Raw genomic sequence first — 18,158 nt, forward strand, 5'->3', positions numbered from 1 at the left:
GTGGTGGTGGAGCGGAGGGGATCAGAGTGCGGTGCCGACGGCGAGAGCGATCACCGCGAGCAGACCCGGGGTCATCTGGGTCAGCGCGGCGCGGCGCTTGGTCGGAGCGGAGAGGAGCAGGACGAGTGCTGCGGCGACCATCGATCCGGCGCCGGCGAACACGAGGGCCGCGCCGACGGCGGTGGCGCCGATCGCGACGGCGACGATGCCCGCCGCGGTGACGACGGCGAGGAAGAGGTTGTAGAAGCCCTGGTTGTAGGCCATCTCCTTCGTCGCCTCCGCCTCGCCGGCGGTCGTGCCGAACGTCGATCGGGCGCGCGAGGTCGTCCAGAGGACCGACTCGAGCACGAAGATGTAGACGTGCAGCGCCGCGGCGAGAGCGGCGAGCACCAGTCCGAGAACGATCACGGCGGGCCTCCAGGCGATGGTCGTGGTGCGGAGGGCTCCGCACCGATTGTGTAACGACCAGTCCACAATATACTGGAGCGAGCGGTCCGCGCCAGTGCGGCGCCGCAGCTGTCACCCCTCAGGAGGAGCACCGTGGGTCGCACGCAGGGCTTCGACACCGAGCAGGTCGTCCGCGCCGCCCGCGCCGTCTTCTGGGAGAGCGGCTTCGAGGAGGCGTCCCTCCCGGACCTGGAGTCCGCGACCGGACTGCGCCGCTCCAGCCTCTACCACGCCTTCGGCAGCAAGCGCGGGCTCTTCGACGCTGCCGTGCAGAGCTACCTCGACGAGGTGGTGCGGCCCCGGCTCGCCCCGCTCGTCGATCCGCGAGGGGCGTCGCCGACGGCGCTCGAGGAGTACTTCGCCGGGCTGCGGGCGGCGCTCGCCGACTCCCGCACGCTCTCCGCGAGGAGCGGCTGCCTGCTGCTCAACGCCGCGGGCGCGCCGATCGCGCGCGACGACGCCGTGCGCGAGGTGATCGCCGACTACCGGGCCGAGCTGCTGGGCGCACTGCGCGCCGGAGCGCTCGCCCGCTGGCCCGACGCGCAGGCGTGGGCGTCGGCTCAGGCGGACGTCCTCGTGTCGCTCCTGGTGGCCGCGCTCGTGCTGGCCCGCGTCGATCCGGCGCAGTCGCTCGCCACCGTGGACGCCGCGCTCGCGCTCGTCCGATCCTCCGCGCCCTGACGGCCGGCGCGACGAACGCCGGAACACTGCTCTCGCGCCGGGCCCGCCCTCGCACCCGGCGCGCCGGGTCGGCCCGCACAGCACGACGCCCCCGTGCGCCTCGCGTCCCGGTGGGACGGATGCGCGCGGGGGCGTCGGACGGGCGGGGTCAGTCGGTTCCGGCGTCGAACGCCGCACCCTCCGAGGCCAGGTCGGTGGCGCGTCCGAGCGCATCGGCCGCTGCGGACCCGCCGCCCTCGGTGATCGCGTCGGCCTCGCCGATCTCGAGCTCGCCGACGAGCTCGGCGGTCGGACCGCCGACGAGGCCGGCGGCCGCGTACTGCTCGAGCCGCGAGCGGGAGTCGGCGATGTCGAGATTGCGCATCGTGAGCTGCCCGATGCGGTCCTCGGGGCCGAAGGCGGCGTCGCCGACCCGCTCCATCGAGAGCTTGTCCGGGTGGTAGCTCAGCGCGGGGCCGGTCGTGTCGAGGATCGTGTAGTCGTCGCCGCGGCGCAGACGCAGGGTGACCTCCCCGGAGACGGCCGAGCCGACCCAGCGCTGGATGGACTCGCGCAGCATCAGCGACTGCGGGTCGAGCCAGCGGCCCTCGTACATCAGGCGGCCGAGACGACGGCCCTCCGAGTGGTACTGGGCGACGGTGTCCTCGTTGTGGATCGCGTTCAGCAGGCGCTCGTAGGCGATGTGCAGCAGCGCCATGCCGGGGGCCTCGTAGATGCCGCGGCTCTTGGCCTCGATGATCCGGTTCTCGATCTGGTCCGAGACGCCGAGCCCGTGGCGTCCGCCGATCGCGTTCGCCTCGAGCACGAGCGCGACGGCGTCCGAGAACTCGACGCCGTTCAGCGCGACGGGGCGGCCGGCCTCGAAGCGCACCGAGACGACCTCGGAGGCGATCTCGACCTCGTCGCGCCACGACGCGACCCCCATGATCGGCTCGACGAGTTCGAGGCCGCTGGAGAGCTCCTCGAGGCGCTTGGCCTCGTGGGTGGCGCCCCAGATGTTGGCGTCGGTCGAGTAGGCCTTCTCGGTGGCGTCGCGGTAGGGGAAGCCGCGGGCGACCAGCCACTCCGACATCTCGGTGCGGCCGCCGAGCTCGTTGACGAACTGCACGTCGAGCCAGGGCTTGTAGATGCGCAGGCGGGGGTTGGCGAGCAGGCCGTAGCGGTAGAACCGCTCGATGTCGTTGCCCTTGTAGGTCGAGCCGTCGCCCCAGATGTCGACGCCGTCCTCGCGCATGGCGCGGACGAGGAGGGTGCCGGTCACGGCGCGGCCGAGGGGGGTGGTGTTGAAGTAGGTCTTGCCGCCGGAGCGGATGTGGAAAGCGCCGCACTGCAGGGCGACGAGCCCCTCCTCGACCAGCGCGCTCTTCGCGTCGACGAGGCGCGAGATCTCGGCGCCGTACTGGGCCGCGCGGGACGGGACGCTCTCGATGTCGGGCTCGTCGTACTGGCCGATGTCGGCCGTGTACGTGCAGGGCACCGCGCCCTTCTCGCGCATCCAGGCGACGGCGACGGATGTGTCGAGGCCTCCCGAGAATGCGATTCCGACACGCTCGCCCACGGGCAGACTGCTCAACACTTTCGACATGCCTCCGATTTTAGGAGGAACGGGGACCTCCTCCGTGCCGCGGGAGGTCCGAGCCGCCTCCCGGGGCGCCCGCGCGGGGTGCGCTCCGGCCGTGGGAGCACGTCCTCCGTCGATCCGCGTCGATCGCCGCCGCCCCCGACCGGGGCGCGCGAGCCGGCCGGAGGCTCCGTGGTCCGGAGGCGGCGCCCGCGCAGCCGGCGCGGATCGCCCGCTCCGGCTGAGTGGTTCCGCGCGGCCCGGATGGACGGCCGTGGCGAGCGCGTGCCAGGCTCCGCTCGACCCCGGCTTCCGCCGCCGCCTCCGAAAGGGCTCTCCGTGCCACGACCTCCTCATCGCCTCGCGGCGATGGCCCTCGCCTGCCTGCTCGCCGCGGGCGGTTCCGCCGCTCTGGCGCCGTCCGCCCTCGCGACGCAGGCCGTCGCCGAGACTCCGACCGCCTTCGTCCCGGGGGAGACTCCGCCCGCAGAGGCGCGCGGATCGCAGACCTACACGAACGCTCTCCTCGGCGGCGACTCGCTCGACGCGGGGGAGCGCATCTTCTCGAACGGAGACTCCGCGAGCTTCGAGATGCAGGCGGACGGCAACGCCGTGATCTACGACGCCGGGCGCCGCCCCGTCTGGAGCACCAGGACCCAGGGCACCGGAGCGACCACGGTGCGGATGCAGGAGGACGGCAACCTCGTCGTCGTGACCGGCTCCGGCACGCCCGTCTGGGCGTCCGGGACCGCGGGAGAGACCGGCGCGCTCGCCCTCATCCAGGACGACGGGCAGCTCGTGCTCGTCCGCCCGAACGGGGACACGGCCTGGTCCTCGGCCGACGAGCAGGAGCCCGAGCCGGAGCCGATCGCCGACGTCCTCGACAGCGGGCGCGAGCTCTCTCCGGGACAGCAGCTGACCGCCTCCGACGGCCGCTCGCGCGCCGCGATGCAGAGCGACGGCAATCTCGTCGTCTCCGTGGACGGATCCCCGCGCTGGAGCTCCGTCACCTCCGGAGCGGGCAACCGCCTCGCGATGCAGACCGACGGGAACGCGGTGGTCTCGGCCGCCGGGTCCGGCGTGCGCTGGCAGGCGGGAACGCCCGGGAACCCGGGCGCGCGGATGCGGATGCAGAACGACGGCAACCTGGTGATCACCGCCGCCTCCGGACGGCCGCTCTGGGCGAGCTCGACCTCGCGCGCGCCTGAGATCCGCGACGTCCTCTCCTCCGGCTCGCGGCTCAGCCGGGGACAGCAGCTCACCTCGCCGGACGGCCGGTCGCGCGCCTCCCTGCAGGGCGACGGCAATCTCGCGGTCTACTCGCGGGGGGACGTCCGCTGGGGCGCCGGCACCCAGGGCGAGGGCGAGACGCTCTCGATGCAGTCCGACGGCAACGCCGTGGTCACCTCCGCCTCGGGCCGACCCCTCTGGGCCTCGGGTACGGCGGGCAACCCGGGATCCCGCCTGCAGATGCAGAACGACGGCAACCTGGTCGTCTACTCCGCCTCGGGCCGCGCGCTGTGGGCGAGCGACACTCCTCCGGCGCCGCCCGCGCCCGCCGTCCGGGACACCCTCTCCTCCGGGAACCGGCTCACGTCCGGTCAGCTGCTGCGCTCCTCCGACGGAGGGAGCGAGGCGGTCATGCAGGGCGACGGCAACCTCGTCGTCTACTCGCGCGGCTCGGCCCGCTGGGCGGCCGGCACGTCCGGAGGCGGCAACCGGCTCGAGATGCAGTCCGACGGCAACGCCGTGGTCTACGCGGGCTCCGGCGGAGCGCGCTGGCAGTCCGGCACGGCGGGCAGCCCGGGCTCCCGGATGGTCATGCAGAACGACGGCAACCTGGTGATCTACTCGCCGCAGGGCCGCGCACTCTGGGCGAGCACGCAGGCCGCGGCGCCGGCGCCGGCACCGGCGCCCGGCCCGGGACGACCTGCTTATCCCGGCGACGCTGTGAACTGCGACGACTTCCCGGACCAGGCCTCAGCTCAGCGGTACTTCGACCTGTACTACCCGTACTACGGCGATGTCGCAGGGCTCGACAGGGACGACGACGGGTTCGCCTGCGAGTCCAACTGAAGGCAGCGAAGGTCCGCCCCTGCCGGAGGGGCGGGCCTTCGGCGGTCCTCGGACGACGAGAGCCGCCGCCCTCCGCTCTCAGGCCCGAGCGGTCCCCTGCAGGCCTCCGGGCCACGCTCGCGGGTATCGAGTGGCGAAGACGACCCGCCTGCGCGAGAGGCTCTCCGGCAGACGACCATCGACAAGGCGCCTCGCGCACTGATGCTCCGCTGCCGCCCGAGCTCCCGCGCCGCCGGGCGACCCGGCATGCTGGGGCAGGACTCCGCCGACGACGCGGATCGGAAGGACGCCATGACCCCGACGACCCCCTCCAGCCGCGAGAGCCTGCTGGTCACCCCCGACGAGCTCGCCGAGCTCATGGCCTCCACCGAGCCGCCGCTCGTCCTCGACGTGCGCTGGCGCCTCGACCGGCCCGACGGCCGCCCGGAGTACCTCGCGGGTCACCTGCCCGGCGCGGTGCACGTCGACCTCGATCACGAGCTGGCCGCCCACGGCGAGCCGGAGGAGGGGCGCCACCCGCTGCCTCCGATCGAGGTGCTGCAGGAGGCGGCGCGCGGCTGGGGGCTCCGCCGGGGCCGGTCCGTCGTCGTGTACGACGACGCGCGTAGCGTCCCGGCCGCGCGGGCCTGGTGGCTGCTGCGGGCGACGGGAGTGGAGGACGTCCGCCTGCTCGACGGGTCGCTCGCCGGCTGGATCCGCTCGGGGCGGGAGCTCGAGACGGGCGACGTCCCGCGCGAGCGGGGCGACGTCGAGCTGGCCTACGGTCGGCTCCCGGTGCTGGACATCGACGAGGCGGCGGCGCTGCCCTCGGCGGGCGTCCTGCTCGACGCCCGCGCCCCTGAGCGGTACCGCGGCGAGGTCGAGCCGATCGACCCGCGGGCGGGCCGCATCCCCGGCGCTCGGAACGCTCCGGCGTCCGCGGCGCTCGACTCCGAGGGGCGGTTCCGGCCCGCCTCGGACTTGCGCGCGGGATTCGAGGCGCTCGGCGTGCGGGAGGACGCCCCCGTCGGCGTGTACTGCGGCAGCGGCGTCTCGGCCGCGGTCGACGTCGTCGCGCTCACGCTCGCGGGCTTCGCGCCGGCGCTCTACCCGGGCTCCTGGTCGCAGTGGTCGAGCACGCCGGGCCGGACGGTGGCGACCGGGTCGGAGGCCTGAACCGCCTGCTCCGGAGCGCCCGCGGAGCTCAGCTGAGGCGGGAGTGCTCGCCGAGGTGGTGCCAGGTGCGGTTGTGGTAGACGAGCGGCGCCGTGGTCTCGGAGTCCTCGGGCACGTGGGCCTCGAGGGCGTGCACGGCGACGATCGTGGACGATCCCGCCTCCATGCGGTTGATCACCGTGCCGCGGATCCAGGCGGCGGCGCCCGGGAAGAACGGCTCGCCCGTGGGCAGCCGCGACCAGAGCGACGTGTCGGCGAAGCGGTCGATGCCGCTGGTCGAGCCCAGGCGCGCCAGGTCGAGCTGCTCCGCCCCGAGCAGGTGCACGACCAGCGTCTCGGACGCCTGGATGGCCGGAGAGCTGGACGAGGCGGACGAGAGCGAGAAGACGAACAGCGGCGGCTCGGCGCTCACCGAGAAGACGGAGGTCGCGGTCAGGGCGACCGGGCCGGTGCCCGGGTCGGCGGTGATCAGCGCGACTCCGGCGGCGTGGTTGCGGAACGCGAGCTTGAAGTCCTCCGGGGAGAGTCCGGCGAAGGCGCGGTGCTCCGGCTCGCGGTCCGGGGTGGTGGCGAGGTTCTCGCGGCTCATCGGAGACTCCTGATCGATCGAGGATGCGGCACGGGGTGGTGGCCCGCCGTCGCGCCGCAGCACGGCTCCTCCAGACTGGCGCACCGGCCGGGGGAGGGCCGCCCCATTGCGGAGTATGACGCCGCCACCTCGGGGAACGCCGATCCGCCGCTCCCTGTTCCCGATCACGCCGCATCGGGTGCCCGTCCTCGGCGCCGGAGCCCGCGCACCCGTCGCTCGCCCTCAGCGCAACCCGTCGCCGCGGCCGCGGTCTGCGCGCAGACTCGAGGGCATGGCCCACCGTCAGCGCACGTCCACCGCGCATCCCGAGAGCAAGACCTGCGCCTCCTGCGGTCGCGAGATCGAGTGGCGCGCGAAGTGGGCACGGGACTGGAACGACGTCCGCTACTGCTCGGACGCCTGCCGCCGTCGCGGAGTCGGACCGGAGGAGGCGCGCCTCGAGGAGGAGATCCGCACCGTCCTGCTCGCGCGAGCGGCGTCGTCGACGGCGTGCCCGTCCGAGGTCGCGCGCCGGGTCGGCGGCGAGGAGTGGCGGCCGCTGATGGAGCCCGTCCGCCGGGCCGCGCGCCGCCTGGTCGACCGGGGCGAGATCGACATCGTGCAGGGCGGACAGGTCGTCGACCCCTCGCGGGCGAAGGGCCCGATCCGGCTGCGGCGACGCCCCGGAGGACCCCTGTCGCCGGGCGGCGCCGCGGGCTAGCCTCAGCAGATGCCCAGCAGCGACGCCGTCGTCCTCACCGTCCCCGGACCGCACGGCGACCGGGAGGTGCGGATCTCGAGCCCCGAGCGCGTGCTGTTCCCGGAGCCGGGCATCACCAAGCGCGAGGTCGCGGAGTACCTGATCGCCGTCGGCGAGCCGTTCGTCGCGGCGAACGGCGGCCGCCCCGTCTCGCTGCAGCGGTTCTCCTCCGGGATCGAGGGCGAGCAGTTCTTCTCGAAGAACCCGCCCAAGGGCGCGCCCGAGTACGTCCGGTCCGTCCCGGTGACGTACCCGAGCGGGCGGGTGCATCCGCAGCTCGTGATCGACGAGCCCGCGGCCGCCGTCTGGGCGGCGCAGATGAACACCGTCGTCTTCCACCCGTGGGCGTCCCGCGCCGATGCGCCCGACCTGCCCGACCAGCTCCGGATCGACCTCGACCCGCAGCCCGGCACCGACGTCGCCGACGCGGTCGTCGCCGCGCACGCGCTGCGGGAGGTCCTGCGGGAGGCCGGCCTCGACCCGTTCGTGAAGACGTCCGGCAACCGCGGCCTGCACGTCTTCGCGCCGATCGTCGCCGAGCACGAGTTCCTCGACGTCCGCCACGCGGTGATCGCCGCGGCGCGCGAGCTGGAGCGGCGGATGCCCGAGCAGGTCACGACGGCGTGGTGGAAGGAGGAGCGCGGCGAGCGGATCTTCGTCGACTTCAACCAGGCCAACCGCGACCGCACGATCGCCGGTGCCTACAGCCCGCGGCCGCTCGCGCACGCTCCCGTCTCCACTCCGCTGGACTGGGACGAGCTCGACGGCGTCGACCCGCGGGCCTTCACGATCCGCACGGTCCCGGCGCGCCTCGCCGAGCGCGGTGATCCGTGGGCCCGGATGCACGACGCCCCCGGTCACCTCGACGCCCTGCTCGGCTGGTGGGAGCGCGATGTCGCCGCCGGCCTCGGCGAGCTGCCGTTCCCGCCCGACTTCCCCAAGATGCCGGGCGAGCCGCCCCGCGTGCAGCCCAGCCGCGCGAAGAAGGCCTAGACGAGGACGTCGCCGAGGTCGTACGCGGTCGGCTGCTCCAGCTGCTCCATGGTGCAGGAGGCGGCGTCGCGGTCCGGGCGCCAGCGCTCGAACTGCACGGTGTGCCGGAAGCGGTCGCCCTCGCGCTGGTCGTAGCGGACCTCGAGCACGAGCTCGGGACGCAGGCGCACGAAGGAGGTGTCGCGGCCGCTCGAGAACCGGCTCCGCTCCCCCTCGCCGCGCACCGGTGCTCCCTCCGCGTCGCGCTCGACCGCGGGCGCGAGCTCCTCCAGCAGCTGCACGCGACGCTCGTCGCTGAAGGCCGAGGCCCCGCCGACCTGGCGGACCTCTCCGTCGTCGCCGTGCAGGCCGAGCAGGATCGAGCCCACGCCCGGCTTGGAGGCGTGCTCGCGGTACCCGATCGCGATCACGTCGGCCGTGCGGTGGTGCTTGACCTTGAGCACGGCGCGCTTCCCGGGGGAGTAGGGCGCGGCCAGGGGCTTCGCCACGACGCCGTCCAGTCCTGCGCCCTCGAAGCGCTCCAGCCAGTCGCGCGCCAGGGCCTCGTCGTCGGTGGCGCGGCCGAGGTGCAGCGGATGCGGGACGCCGGCCATCACCGCGGCGAGCGCCTCCCGCCGCGCCGAGTACGGCTCCTCGAGCATGCTGCGCCCGTCCACGGCGAGCAGGTCGAAGGCGACGAGCATCGCCGGGGTGGTCTCCGCCAGCATCCTCACGCGGCTCGCGGCCGGATGGATGCGCTGCGAGAGCAGGTCCCAGTCGAGCCGCTGCGCTCCCGGCTCGCCGGTCGCCAGGACGATCTCGCCGTCGACCACGCAGCCGTCGGGGAGCAGCCGGAGGAAGGCCTCGACGAGCTCGGGGAAGTACCGGGTCAGCGGCTTGGAGCCGCGGCTCCCGATCTCGCACTCCCCGCCGGAGACCGAGACGATCGCGCGGAACCCGTCCCACTTCGGCTCGTAGGAGTATCCGCCCGCGACGGCGGTCTGCTCCGGCACCGCCGGAACGGCCTTGGCGAGCATCGGGGCGAGGGGGAGCGCGAACGGGAGGTCCATGCCCTGATCATCCCGGCCGCGGTCTCCGACCGCACCCCCTTCCGGAAGGCTGTGGACCGGCACGTTCCGGGCCCGCCGCGGAGGTTCGAGGCGTAGCGTTCCCGGCATGAGCATTGACTGGAAGCGCTGGACGCCCGTCGCCGTCGTCCCCGCGGTCGTCGTCGCCGCGGCCGTCGCCCTCCCCCTCTCGGCGAGCGCCGCGGGGGACCTCCCCGAGAAGTCCGCCGCCGACCTCCTCGCCTTCGTCGCCGAGAGCGACGCCACGGCGTTCTCCGGCGAGATCCAGCAGACCTCGGACCTCGGCCTGCCCGACCTCTCGGCGCTCGGCGGCTCCGCCGGCTCGGCGTCCGCCGACCCCGCCGACTCCCTCGTCGAGCTCGCCACCGGCTCGCACCAGGCGCGCGTGTACGTCGACGCCGAGAAGGGCGCGCGCCTCCAGGTGCTCGACCGGCTGGCCGAGCGCGACGTCGTCGCCTCGACGACCGACGGAGTCTGGATCTACGACTCGAGCGCGAACACCGCCACCCACCTCGTGCCTCCCGCGGGCGGAGCGCCCGAGGCCTCGCCGGGCGATCAGGTCGTGACGCCGTCGTCCGCCGCCGAGCAGCTGCTCGCCGCGATCGACCCGACGACCACGGTCGCGGTCGGCTCGGACGTCAGCGTCGCCGGGCGCGATGCGTACGAGCTCGTGCTCACGCCCCGCGACGGCGGCACCCTCGTGGGCTCCGTGACCGTCTCGATCGACGGCGAGACGGGCCTCCCGCTCGGGGTAGCCGTGACCGCCCGCGGGGGCACCGCGCCCGCGTTCAGCGTCGCGTACACGAGCATCGACTTCTCGACACCCGACGCGTCCCTCTTCTCCTTCACGCCCCCGGCCGGCGCCGAGGTGACGGAGCAGGCCGCTCCGGTCGACGACGCGGCGGACGCCTCCGACGCGCCCGCCGCGGACACGGCCGAGCGCTCCGACGTCGTCACCACGGGCTCCGGCTGGACGAGCGTCGTCGAGCTGCCCGCCGGTGACGCCGACGCGCTCTCCTCGCTCGACGCGGTCACCACGCCGGTCGACGGGGGCCGCATCCTCTCCTCCGCCCTGCTGACCGTCCTCGTCACCGACGACGGACGCGTCCTCGCCGGCGCGGTCCCGGCCGAGGCGCTCCGCGACGCGGCCTCCGCTCGGTGACGGCGGGCGAGCTCGCAGTCGAGACGCGAGGCCTCACCAAGCGCTTCGGGCGCCAGGAGGCGGTCTCCGGTCTCGACCTCGCCGTTCCCCGCGGCGCCGTCTTCGGCTTCCTCGGCCCGAACGGCTCGGGCAAGACAACGACGATCCGGATGCTGCTCGCCCTCGCCGCGCCGACCGTGGGCAGCATCACCGTCCTCGGGCAGGCGATGCCCCGGCGCGCGGCCGAGGTCCTGCCCCGGGTGGGGGCGCTGGTCGAGGGGCCGGGCTTCTACCCGTTCCTCTCCGGAGCGGCCAACCTCCGGCGCTTCGACGCCGCGGAGGCGGGCACCTCGTCCCGCACCCGCGACACCCGCGCGAAGGAGGCCCTCGCCCGCGTCGGCCTCTCGGCCGCGGCGCGCAAGAAGGTCGGCTCCTACTCCCTGGGGATGAAGCAGCGGCTCGGCATCGCGGTCGCCCTGCTCTCGCCGCGCGACCTGATCGTGCTGGACGAGCCCACGAACGGCCTCGACCCGCAGGGCACCCGCGAGGTCCGCGCTCTGGTGCGCGGACTGAACCAGGACGGCACGACCGTCCTCGTCTCCAGCCACCTCCTCGCCGAGATCGAGCAGCTCTGCACCCACGCCGCCGTCATGCGCACCGGGCGCCTCGTCGCCCAGGGCGGGCTCGACGAGCTGCGCGGGGACGCCGCCTCGGTCGAGCTGCTGACGCCCGACCGCGAGCGCGCGATCGTGGCTCTGCACACCCGGGGTCTGGAGCCGCGCACCGCGCCGGGCCCGCACCCCGCCGATCCGCCGCTGGTCGTCGCCGCTCTGCCGCCCTTGCTCGCGGCCGAGACGCTGGTGGCCGACCTCGTGCGGGCCGACGTCCGCGTCCGCGGGTTCGCCGTCCGCCGCCCCTCGCTCGAGGAGCGCTTCGTCGAGCTGACCGGGGAGGGCTTCGATGTCGAGCGCTGACGCGACCGTCCGCCGCGCGGGGATCGGGTCCCTGCTCGCCTCCGAGCTCGCCCTGCTCTTCCGCCGGCGCCGCACCTGGGCGCTGCTCGCGGCCCTGGCCGCCATCCCGATCCTGCTCGCCGTCGCGGTGCGGCTCTCGGGCGGCGACGGAGGCGGGCCCTCCTTCGTGGGCGCGATCGCCGGCAACGGCCTCTTCACCGGCTTCGCGGCCATCACGGTCGCCGTCCCGCTGTTCCTCCCGCTCACGGTCGGGGTCGTCGCCGGCGACGCGATCGCGGGCGAGGCCTCGCTCGGGACGCTGCGCTACCTGCTGGTCAGCCCCGTCGGCCGGGTGCGGCTGCTCGCGGTGAAGTTCGCCGCCTCCCTCGCCTTCTGCCTCGCCGCAGCGCTCACCGTCATGGTGGTCGGGATCCTGATCGGCCTGGCGCTCTTCCCGGCGGGACCGGTGACGCTGCTCTCCGGCAGCACCGTCCCGCTCGGCGACGCGATCGGCCGGGCCCTGGCGATCGCCGTGTACGCGGCGCTCTCGCTCGTCGGGCTCTCGGCGATCGGCCTCTTCATCTCGACGCTGACCGATGTGCCGGTCGGCGCCATGGCGGCCACCGTCGTCGTCTCCATCGCGGCGCAGATCGTCGGCTCGCTCTCGCAGCTGGACGCCCTCCACCCGTTCCTGCTGACGGACCGGTGGTTCGACTTCGCCGATCTCCTGCGCGACCCGATCGCGTGGAGCTCCTTCGGCGAGAACGCGCTGCTCCAGCTCGCCTACGTCGCCGTGTTCGGGTCGCTCGCGATCGGCCGCTTCACCACTCGCGACGTCCTCTCCTGATCCTGGGACGACGGAGGCCGCCCTCCCGCACTGCGGTGGGGGCGGCCTCCGATGTCGACGGGGTCAGTCCTGGGGAGCGATCCCGAAGCTGACGGAGCCGCCCTCGTCCACCTGCGCGTCGAGGACCTTGTCGCCGAGAGCGACGGAGGCGGCGACGTCGAGGAACACGCGCGCTCCGTCCTGCTCCACGACGGCGTCCGTCGTCTCGGGGGCCGCGGCGACCGCGACCGCGAAGTTGCGGGCGTCGAGATCGGTGCCGCTGATGCGCAGGCCTCCCTCGACGGGGGTCTCGGTCTGCCCGGTGATGGTCTTGACGACGGTGCTGGCGTTGTCGGTGAGCGTGAGCATCGGGTCGTTCCTTCCGTCCGTGGTCGATGAGGGGGCCACGTTGCCGGGATCCGGCGGCACCCTCAAGGCGGCGGAGCGGATGTGGAGGGGATGCACACCTGGACGGTCCGGGGAGTCGCGGCGCTCGCCGGAGCCTCGGCGGGCCGGGGGCGTCGCATCGCCTGCCACACTGGCCGGATGCACCCCGCCGACTCCTGCCCCTGCGGAAGCCGCCGCCACTACGCCGACTGCTGCCGCCCCGCCCACCTCGGCGAGGAGCCCTCGCCGACGGCGGAGCGCCTGATGCGCAGCCGCTACAGCGCGAACGTCCTCGGCAGCGCTCCCTACCTGCTCGCGAGCTGGCACCCCTCGACCCGGCCGCGCCGCATCGACCTCGATCCCGACGTCCAGTGGCGCCGGCTCCAGATCGTCGACACCTCGTTCGGCGGGGAGGGCGACGAGGAGGGCCTGGTCGAGTTCCGCGCCTCCTACCGCTCGCCCGCCGGCCCCGGCCTCGTGCACGAGCGCAGCCGCTTCCTGCGCGAGGACGGTCGCTGGCTCTACGTCGACGGCGAGATGCTCGGCGACGAGGCCTGATCCGTCCGGGCCGTCCTACTCTGGAGGCATGGCCAAGGACTTCCGCCGGGCGGACGACGCGTCGCGCTACGAGCTCCACCTCGACGGCGCCCTGGTGGGCGTCCTCGACTACCGCGAGGCGCCCGGCAGCGTCTCCCTCGTCCGCTCCTTCACGACCCCGCCCTTCCGAGGCCGCGGGCTCGCAGGGGAGCTGGTCTCCTTCGCCGTCGACGACATCGAGGCCGCCGGCGGGCGGAGCGTCGTACCGATGTGCTGGTACGTCGGGCAGTGGTTCGAGCAGCACCCCGAGAAGGCGCACCTCCTCGCTCCCTCCTGAGCCGCTCACTCACTCGCGGACCGCGGGCTCCACTCCGGCCAGGTCCGGGCCGAGGCCGATGTCGACCAGGCGCAGACGGCCCGCGTAGGAGTCGCCCGGAGGCAGCAGCAGACCGGCCTTGATCGCGCCGAAGGCGACCGTCACATCGGCGCGCAGCACGGTGGGATCGGGGACCGACCCGTCGTCGGGATGGACGCCGCTCGGCAGGTCGACCGCGACGACCACCGGGCGCTCGGCCCGCCGCTCCAGCGCGTCGAGCACCGCCTCGACGACGACGCGCGGCCGCCCCCGCAGCGCGGGCTCCGTCGCTCCGATGCCGAGGATCCCGTCGACCAGGACGTCCGCCCGCGCCACCGCCGCCGCGAGGCCGGGCGCGTCGTCGGCCGGCACCTGCCCGCAGCCCTCGTCGAGCGCCACGGCGAGGCCCCGGCGGTGCACCCGCTCGGCCGTGAGGACGAGGACGACGTCGGTTCCGGAGGAGGAGAGCTCGGCGGCCGCGTAGAGCGCGTCACCGCCGTTGTCGCCCGGACCGACCAGGACGAGCACCGAGGCCGGACGGGAGCGGTCGGAGCGCCCGGCGAGCACGAGACGCAGCTCGCGGGCGAGGCCGTCGGCGGCGCGCTGCATCAGCGGCTCCCGCCGGGCCAGGTGCGGAGCCTCGGCGGCCCGCACCTGCGCGGACGTGTATCCCTCGACCATGCGCTCCACTGTGCGCGCGGCGCTGCGGGCGTGCAACCCCGTCAGCTCTCCTGCACCGCCCGGTCCGACTCCTCGACGATCGCCCGCATCGCGGCCTCCGCAGCGTCCGCGTCGCCCGAGGCGACGGCGGCGGCCACCGCCCGGTGCAGCCGCACCGCGGTGGAGTCGGCCTCGCGCGGCATGAGCGCATTGCGGGTGCGGCCGGCGAGGACCTCGGCGACCAGATCGCCCAGATGCGCGAGCATCCGGTTGCCGGACGCGGCCAGGAGGGAGCGGTGGAAGGCGGTGTCGGCGGCGAGGTAGGCGGACTGGTCGGCTGCGCGGGAGTGGGTGGAGAGGGCGTCGCCCGCCTCCGTGAGCGTCCGCCGCTGCTCCTCGGTCGCGTTCGCCGCGGCGAGCCGGGCCGCGAGCGGCTCCACCCCGAGGCGGAGCTCGCTGAGCTGGTGCAGCTGGCGCCGCCGGTCCGGGCCGTCCAGTCCCCATGCGACGACCCGCGTGTCCAGGGCGTTCCAGCACTCCGGAGGCTGTACCCGCGTCCCCGCGCGGCGGCGGGACGTCACGAGCCCGAGCGTCTCGAGGACGCGCACCGCCTCCCGCATCACCGAGCGGGAGACCCCGCGCCGCTCCGCACGCTCGTCGGCGCTGAAGGTGGTGCCCGGCGCGAGCTCGCCGCGCACGATCTGCGAGCCGAGCTCGTCCAGCACCGAGTGGTGCAGCGAGGGCGTCGGCGCGGGCATGCGGTCATCCTGCCATCGCCGGAGTCGCGCCCCGGCCGATCTTCAGGCATGATCGGGACACACGCAGGTTATGTCGGACAAAAGCCGGCCGCTGGCCGTCGGCTCGACCAAGGACGCTCATGACACCGACCCTCCTCCCCGCCCTCCGCGCCGCCGCCGGGGACGCCCCCGCCACCACCGCCGGGCAGGGGCAGTTGATCCTCGCCGCCGTCGTCGGCATCGCCGTGATCGTCGTGCTGATCACCTGGCTGAAGCTGCACCCCTTCGTCTCCCTGCTGATCGGAGCGCTGACGACGGGCCTGATCGCGGGGCTGGCGGCGGCGGACGCGGTCGCCAGCTTCGCGCTGGGGTTCGGCAACACCATGGGCGGCGTCGGCATCCTCATCGGCCTCGGCGCGATGTACGGCAAGCTCCTCGCCGACTCGGGCGGCGCGGACCGCATCGTGGACACCCTCATCGCCCGCTCGAGCACTCGCGCGCTGCCCTGGATGATGGGCTTCGTCGGCGCGCTGATCGGGCTGCCGATGTTCTTCGAGGTCGGGCTCGTGCTGCTGATCCCGGTCGTGATCCTGGTCGCCCGCCGGAGCGGTCTGCCGCTGATGAAGGTGGCGATCCCGACGCTCGCCGGCCTCTCGGTGATGCACGGCCTCGTCCCGCCCCACCCCGGACCGCTGGTCGCGATCGACGCGCTCGGCGCGAACCTCGGCGTGACCCTCGCGTTCGGCGTCCTGGTTGCGATCCCCACCGTCGTCGTCGCCGGCCCGCTCTTCGGCCGGGTCGCCGCCCGCTGGGCGCCGGTGGAGACGCCGCCGCTCTTCGGCGAGGGCGCGGGCGAGACGCGCGAGCACCGCCCGGGCTTCGCCGCCGCCGTCGCGAGCATCCTGCTGCCGGTCGTGCTGATGCTGGGCAAGGCGATCGCCGACATCGCGGCCCCCGGATCCACGGACGCCTGGAAGGGCGCCCTCGACTTCCTCGGCACACCGACCATCGCGCTGGGGATCGCGCTTCTGGCCGGTCTGGTCCTGCTCGGACGCGGCGGCCGGATGAACCGCACCGAGCTGCAGGCCTCGCTCTCGAGCTCGCTGCCGCCGATCGCGGGCATCCTGCTCATCGTCGGCGCGGGCGGCGGTTTCAAGCAGGTCCTCGTCGACACCGGGATCGGCGGGGTGGTCGCCCAGCTCGCGGAGGGGAGCGGCGCCTCGGCGCTGCTGCTCGCCTGGCTCGTGGCCGTCGTGATCCGCGTCGCCACCGGCTCCGCGACCGTCGCCACCGTGACCGCCGCAGGGATCCTCCAGCCGCTGACCGAGACCATGGACGGGCCGATGGTCGCCCTCATGGTGCTCGCGATCGGCGCCGGCTCGGTGTTCCTGTCGCACGTCAACGACGCCGGGTTCTGGCTGGTGAAGGAGTACCTCGGGCTCAGCATCGGCCAGACGCTCAAGACCTGGACCGTGATGGAGTGCCTGGTCTCGGTGACCGGGCTCGCCGGGGTCCTCCTGATCGGTCTCTTCGTAGGAGGTATCTGATGACCGCTCTTCCCACCGTCCCCGTCCGCGCCGTCGTCGTCATGGGCGTCTCCGGCAGCGGCAAGTCGACCGTCGCGTCGCTCCTGGCGCGCCGACTCGGCTGGGAGTTCCTCGAGGGGGACGACCTGCACCCGCAGGCGAACGTCGACAAGATGCACGCCGGCATCCCGCTGACCGACGAGGACCGGGCGCCCTGGCTGGCCGAGATCGCCCGCGTGGTGGACCAGCGGATCGCCGCGGGCGGCTCGGTCGTCGTGACCTGCTCGGCCCTGCGCCGCCGCTACCGCGACGTCCTGCGCCGCGACGACCTCGTCTTCGCGCACCTCGCGGGATCGAGGGACCGTATCGCCGGGCGGCTCGCCTCGCGGGTCGGCCACTTCATGCCGACCACGCTGCTCGACTCGCAGTTCGAGGCGCTCGAGCCCCTCGGCGACGACGAGCTCCACGTCACGGTCGACGTGGGCGGCGCTCCGGAGGAGGAGATCGCCGAGATCCTCGGGGGGCTCGGCCTCGCGTCCGCGGGCGCCTAGAGCAGCAGCGACTCCACCGGCACGGCCGGGAGGTCGAAGGCCGCGGCGACGGCGGTGTTCGTCACCCGGCCGTCGTGGGTGCTCAGGCTGCGGGCGAGCGCCGGGTCGGCGGCCAGGGCGGCCCGCCACCCGCGGTCGGCCAGCGCGAGCGCGTAGGGGAGCGTCGCGTTGGTGAGCGCGCGGGTCGAGGTCTCGGGAACGGCGCCGGGCATGTTCGCGACGCAGTAGTAGACGCTCCGGTGCACGGGGAACACCGGGTCGTCGTGCGTGGTCGGACGCGAGCCCTCGAAGCAGCCGCCCTGGTCGATCGCGATGTCGACCAGCACCGAGCCCGGCTTCATCGTGGCGACCATCTCGTCGGTCACCAGCTTGGGCGCCTTGGCGCCCGGGATGAGGACGGATCCGATCACGAGGTCGGCGTCGGCCAGCTGCGCGGCGATCTCGTAGGCCGAGGAGGCGCGGGTCTGGATCGCGCCCTGGAAGCGGTTCTCGAGCTGCGCGAGGCGGGGGAGCGAGAGGTCGACGATCGTGACGTCGGCCCCCATGCCGAGGGCGTTGGCCGCGGCGTGCTCGCCGGCCGTGCCGCCGCCGATCACGACGACCTTCGCCTTCGGAGTGCCGGGGACCCCGCCGAGCAGCGTGCCCCGTCCGCCGACGGCGCTCATGAGGTGGTACGCGCCGACCGTGATCGACAGGCGCCCGGCGACCTCGCTCATCGGCGAGAGCAGCGGCAGCCGCCGGTCGTCCAGCTGGACCGTCTCGTAGGCGATGGAGGTCGTCCCAGCGGCGAGCAGCGCATCGGTGCACGGGCGGGAGGCGGCGAGGTGGAGGTAGGTGAAGAGCACCTGGTCGCGGCGCATCCGCGGGTACTCGGCCTCGATCGGCTCCTTGACCTTGAGGACCAGCTCGGATTCGCCCCAGACCTCGTCGGGCCCGTCGACGACGCGGGCGCCGGCGCGGCGGAAGTCGTCGTCCGACACGCGGGAGCCCAGGCCCGCGCCGGCCTCGACCAGGACCTCGTGTCCGCGGCGCACCAGCTCGTGGACGCCGGCCGGAGTGGCGGCGACCCGGTTCTCGTTGTTCTTGATCTCGGTGGGGATCCCGACGCGCACGGCGGCTCCTTCGCTGCGGCCCGCGGGGCGGGCGGTGGGCGCCGATCCTGCACCGGCTCTGCCCC

The 18,158-nt window shown here is 74.3% G+C and carries 20 protein-coding genes; 12 read left to right on the plus strand and 8 right to left on the minus strand.

The window, feature by feature from the left end; translation table 11 throughout:
* Positions 1–21: 21 nt before the first annotated feature.
* Positions 22–408 carry a DUF1304 domain-containing protein gene (locus C5C29_RS10740; RefSeq protein ID WP_104308386.1) on the minus strand — a complete coding sequence of 129 codons (387 nt, stop codon included), beginning with the start codon at positions 406–408 and terminating at the stop codon, positions 22–24.
* 132 nt (positions 409–540) lie between these two features.
* Here C5C29_RS10740 and C5C29_RS10745 point away from each other — a divergent pair, with 132 nt between their 5' ends.
* The gene (locus tag C5C29_RS10745; RefSeq protein WP_104238589.1) at positions 541–1,128 is read left to right on the plus strand and encodes a TetR/AcrR family transcriptional regulator; all 588 of its coding nucleotides are present in this window, start codon (positions 541–543) and stop codon (positions 1,126–1,128) included.
* A gap of 148 nt (positions 1,129–1,276) precedes the next feature.
* Here the strand turns inward: C5C29_RS10745 and argG are convergent, their stop codons facing one another.
* Positions 1,277–2,713 carry an argininosuccinate synthase gene (argG, locus tag C5C29_RS10750; RefSeq protein WP_104222545.1) on the minus strand — a complete coding sequence of 479 codons (1,437 nt, stop codon included), beginning with the start codon at positions 2,711–2,713 and terminating at the stop codon, positions 1,277–1,279.
* A gap of 345 nt (positions 2,714–3,058) precedes the next feature.
* Between argG and C5C29_RS10755 the strand changes: the two genes are divergently transcribed.
* Both C5C29_RS10755 and C5C29_RS10760 read left to right on the plus strand, forming a co-directional pair.
* A complete protein-coding gene (locus tag C5C29_RS10755) occupies positions 3,059–4,765 on the plus strand; it encodes an excalibur calcium-binding domain-containing protein (RefSeq protein WP_146082213.1) in 1,707 nt (568 codons plus the stop codon).
* A gap of 291 nt (positions 4,766–5,056) precedes the next feature.
* On the plus strand, positions 5,057–5,920 hold the full coding sequence (locus C5C29_RS10760; RefSeq protein ID WP_104222611.1) for a sulfurtransferase: 864 nt from the start codon (positions 5,057–5,059) through the stop codon (positions 5,918–5,920).
* A 28-nt stretch (positions 5,921–5,948) separates the two neighbouring features.
* On the opposite strand, the gene C5C29_RS10765 is transcribed toward C5C29_RS10760, so the two are convergent.
* Positions 5,949–6,509: a flavin reductase family protein gene (locus tag C5C29_RS10765; RefSeq protein ID WP_104222547.1), complete on the minus strand. Its 561-nt coding sequence runs from the start codon at positions 6,507–6,509 to the stop codon at positions 5,949–5,951.
* A gap of 271 nt (positions 6,510–6,780) precedes the next feature.
* Between C5C29_RS10765 and C5C29_RS10770 the strand changes: the two genes are divergently transcribed.
* Together C5C29_RS10770 and ligD are read left to right on the plus strand one after the other, a co-directional pair.
* Positions 6,781–7,209, plus strand: a complete 429-nt coding sequence (locus C5C29_RS10770) for a DUF2256 and DUF3253 domain-containing protein (protein WP_104222548.1) — start codon at positions 6,781–6,783, stop codon at positions 7,207–7,209.
* A gap of 9 nt (positions 7,210–7,218) precedes the next feature.
* A complete protein-coding gene (ligD, locus tag C5C29_RS10775) occupies positions 7,219–8,241 on the plus strand; it encodes a non-homologous end-joining DNA ligase (RefSeq protein ID WP_181027141.1) in 1,023 nt (340 codons plus the stop codon).
* Here the strand turns inward: ligD and C5C29_RS10780 are convergent.
* Positions 8,238–9,290: an ATP-dependent DNA ligase gene (locus C5C29_RS10780; protein WP_104222549.1), complete on the minus strand. Its 1,053-nt coding sequence runs from the start codon at positions 9,288–9,290 to the stop codon at positions 8,238–8,240. The two genes, ligD and C5C29_RS10780, sit on opposite strands and share 4 nt — an antisense overlap.
* Positions 9,291–9,396: 106 nt before the next feature.
* Between C5C29_RS10780 and C5C29_RS10785 the strand changes: the two genes are divergently transcribed.
* The 3 genes from C5C29_RS10785 to C5C29_RS10795 are packed head-to-tail and all read left to right on the plus strand — an operon-like array spanning position 9,397 to position 12,249.
* Entirely contained in the window at positions 9,397–10,470 is a 1,074-nt protein-coding gene (locus C5C29_RS10785) for a DUF2092 domain-containing protein (protein WP_104222550.1), read from the plus strand.
* Positions 10,467–11,423 carry an ABC transporter ATP-binding protein gene (locus C5C29_RS10790; protein WP_104222551.1) on the plus strand — a complete coding sequence of 319 codons (957 nt, stop codon included), beginning with the start codon at positions 10,467–10,469 and terminating at the stop codon, positions 11,421–11,423. Before C5C29_RS10785 ends, C5C29_RS10790 begins: the two co-directional genes overlap by 4 nt.
* A complete protein-coding gene (locus C5C29_RS10795) occupies positions 11,410–12,249 on the plus strand; it encodes an ABC transporter permease (RefSeq protein ID WP_104250736.1) in 840 nt (279 codons plus the stop codon). The genes C5C29_RS10790 and C5C29_RS10795 overlap by 14 nt, the downstream gene beginning before the upstream one ends.
* Positions 12,250–12,312: 63 nt before the next feature.
* Here the strand turns inward: C5C29_RS10795 and C5C29_RS10800 are convergent, their stop codons facing one another.
* Positions 12,313–12,597 (minus strand): hypothetical protein, encoded by a 285-nt coding sequence (locus tag C5C29_RS10800; RefSeq protein WP_104222553.1) that lies wholly within the window; start codon positions 12,595–12,597, stop codon positions 12,313–12,315.
* Between the two features lie 177 nt (positions 12,598–12,774).
* On the opposite strand from C5C29_RS10800, the gene C5C29_RS10805 reads away from it, so the two are divergent.
* Both C5C29_RS10805 and C5C29_RS10810 read left to right on the plus strand, forming a co-directional pair.
* Complete coding sequence (locus tag C5C29_RS10805) at positions 12,775–13,173, plus strand: YchJ family protein (protein ID WP_104225449.1); 399 nt, start codon at positions 12,775–12,777, stop codon at positions 13,171–13,173.
* Positions 13,174–13,201: 28 nt separating this feature from the next.
* Positions 13,202–13,489 (plus strand): GNAT family N-acetyltransferase, encoded by a 288-nt coding sequence (locus tag C5C29_RS10810; RefSeq protein ID WP_104222554.1) that lies wholly within the window; start codon positions 13,202–13,204, stop codon positions 13,487–13,489.
* 9 nt (positions 13,490–13,498) lie between these two features.
* On the opposite strand, the gene C5C29_RS10815 is transcribed toward C5C29_RS10810, so the two are convergent.
* Positions 13,499–14,188, minus strand: a complete 690-nt coding sequence (locus C5C29_RS10815) for an NAD(P)H-hydrate epimerase (protein ID WP_104267409.1) — start codon at positions 14,186–14,188, stop codon at positions 13,499–13,501.
* 41 nt (positions 14,189–14,229) lie between these two features.
* A complete protein-coding gene (locus C5C29_RS10820; RefSeq protein WP_104222556.1) occupies positions 14,230–14,925 on the minus strand; it encodes a FadR/GntR family transcriptional regulator in 696 nt (231 codons plus the stop codon).
* 119 nt (positions 14,926–15,044) lie between these two features.
* Between C5C29_RS10820 and C5C29_RS10825 the strand changes: the two genes are divergently transcribed.
* Together C5C29_RS10825 and C5C29_RS10830 are read left to right on the plus strand one after the other, a co-directional pair.
* Positions 15,045–16,451, plus strand: coding sequence for a GntP family permease (locus C5C29_RS10825; protein ID WP_104273301.1), 1,407 nt, complete (start codon positions 15,045–15,047; stop codon positions 16,449–16,451).
* Entirely contained in the window at positions 16,451–16,981 is a 531-nt protein-coding gene (locus tag C5C29_RS10830; protein WP_104222558.1) for a gluconokinase, read from the plus strand. Before C5C29_RS10825 ends, C5C29_RS10830 begins: the two co-directional genes overlap by 1 nt.
* Here the strand turns inward: C5C29_RS10830 and ald are convergent.
* On the minus strand, positions 16,978–18,093 hold the full coding sequence (gene ald / locus C5C29_RS10835) for an alanine dehydrogenase (protein ID WP_104222559.1): 1,116 nt from the start codon (positions 18,091–18,093) through the stop codon (positions 16,978–16,980). The two genes, C5C29_RS10830 and ald, sit on opposite strands and share 4 nt — an antisense overlap.
* Positions 18,094–18,158: the final 65 nt, after the last annotated feature.

Source organism: Rathayibacter sp. AY1H2, from assembly GCF_002931985.1.
Taxonomy (GTDB): domain Bacteria; phylum Actinomycetota; class Actinomycetes; order Actinomycetales; family Microbacteriaceae; genus Rathayibacter.

Bases quoted from the DNA above. Each gene is read 5' to 3' on its own strand.
- C5C29_RS10815 (WP_104267409.1), bottom strand. From the start codon at position 14,188: ATGGTCGAGGGATACACGTCCGCGCAGGTGCGGGCCGCCGAGGCTCCG.
- C5C29_RS10800 (WP_104222553.1), bottom strand. From the start codon at position 12,597: ATGCTCACGCTCACCGACAACGCCAGCACCGTCGTCAAGACCATCACC.
- C5C29_RS10795 (WP_104250736.1), top strand. From the start codon at position 11,410: ATGTCGAGCGCTGACGCGACCGTCCGCCGCGCGGGGATCGGGTCCCTG.
- C5C29_RS10805 (WP_104225449.1), top strand. From the start codon at position 12,775: ATGCACCCCGCCGACTCCTGCCCCTGCGGAAGCCGCCGCCACTACGCC.
- ligD (WP_181027141.1), top strand. From the start codon at position 7,219: ATGCCCAGCAGCGACGCCGTCGTCCTCACCGTCCCCGGACCGCACGGC.
- C5C29_RS10810 (WP_104222554.1), top strand. From the start codon at position 13,202: ATGGCCAAGGACTTCCGCCGGGCGGACGACGCGTCGCGCTACGAGCTC.
- C5C29_RS10760 (WP_104222611.1), top strand. From the start codon at position 5,057: ATGACCCCGACGACCCCCTCCAGCCGCGAGAGCCTGCTGGTCACCCCC.
- C5C29_RS10755 (WP_146082213.1), top strand. From the start codon at position 3,059: ATGGCCCTCGCCTGCCTGCTCGCCGCGGGCGGTTCCGCCGCTCTGGCG.
- C5C29_RS10765 (WP_104222547.1), bottom strand. From the start codon at position 6,509: ATGAGCCGCGAGAACCTCGCCACCACCCCGGACCGCGAGCCGGAGCAC.
- C5C29_RS10780 (WP_104222549.1), bottom strand. From the start codon at position 9,290: ATGGACCTCCCGTTCGCGCTCCCCCTCGCCCCGATGCTCGCCAAGGCC.
- C5C29_RS10830 (WP_104222558.1), top strand. From the start codon at position 16,451: ATGACCGCTCTTCCCACCGTCCCCGTCCGCGCCGTCGTCGTCATGGGC.
- C5C29_RS10785 (WP_104222550.1), top strand. From the start codon at position 9,397: ATGAGCATTGACTGGAAGCGCTGGACGCCCGTCGCCGTCGTCCCCGCG.
- C5C29_RS10770 (WP_104222548.1), top strand. From the start codon at position 6,781: ATGGCCCACCGTCAGCGCACGTCCACCGCGCATCCCGAGAGCAAGACC.
- argG (WP_104222545.1), bottom strand. From the start codon at position 2,713: ATGTCGAAAGTGTTGAGCAGTCTGCCCGTGGGCGAGCGTGTCGGAATC.
- C5C29_RS10820 (WP_104222556.1), bottom strand. From the start codon at position 14,925: ATGCCCGCGCCGACGCCCTCGCTGCACCACTCGGTGCTGGACGAGCTC.
- C5C29_RS10825 (WP_104273301.1), top strand. From the start codon at position 15,045: ATGACACCGACCCTCCTCCCCGCCCTCCGCGCCGCCGCCGGGGACGCC.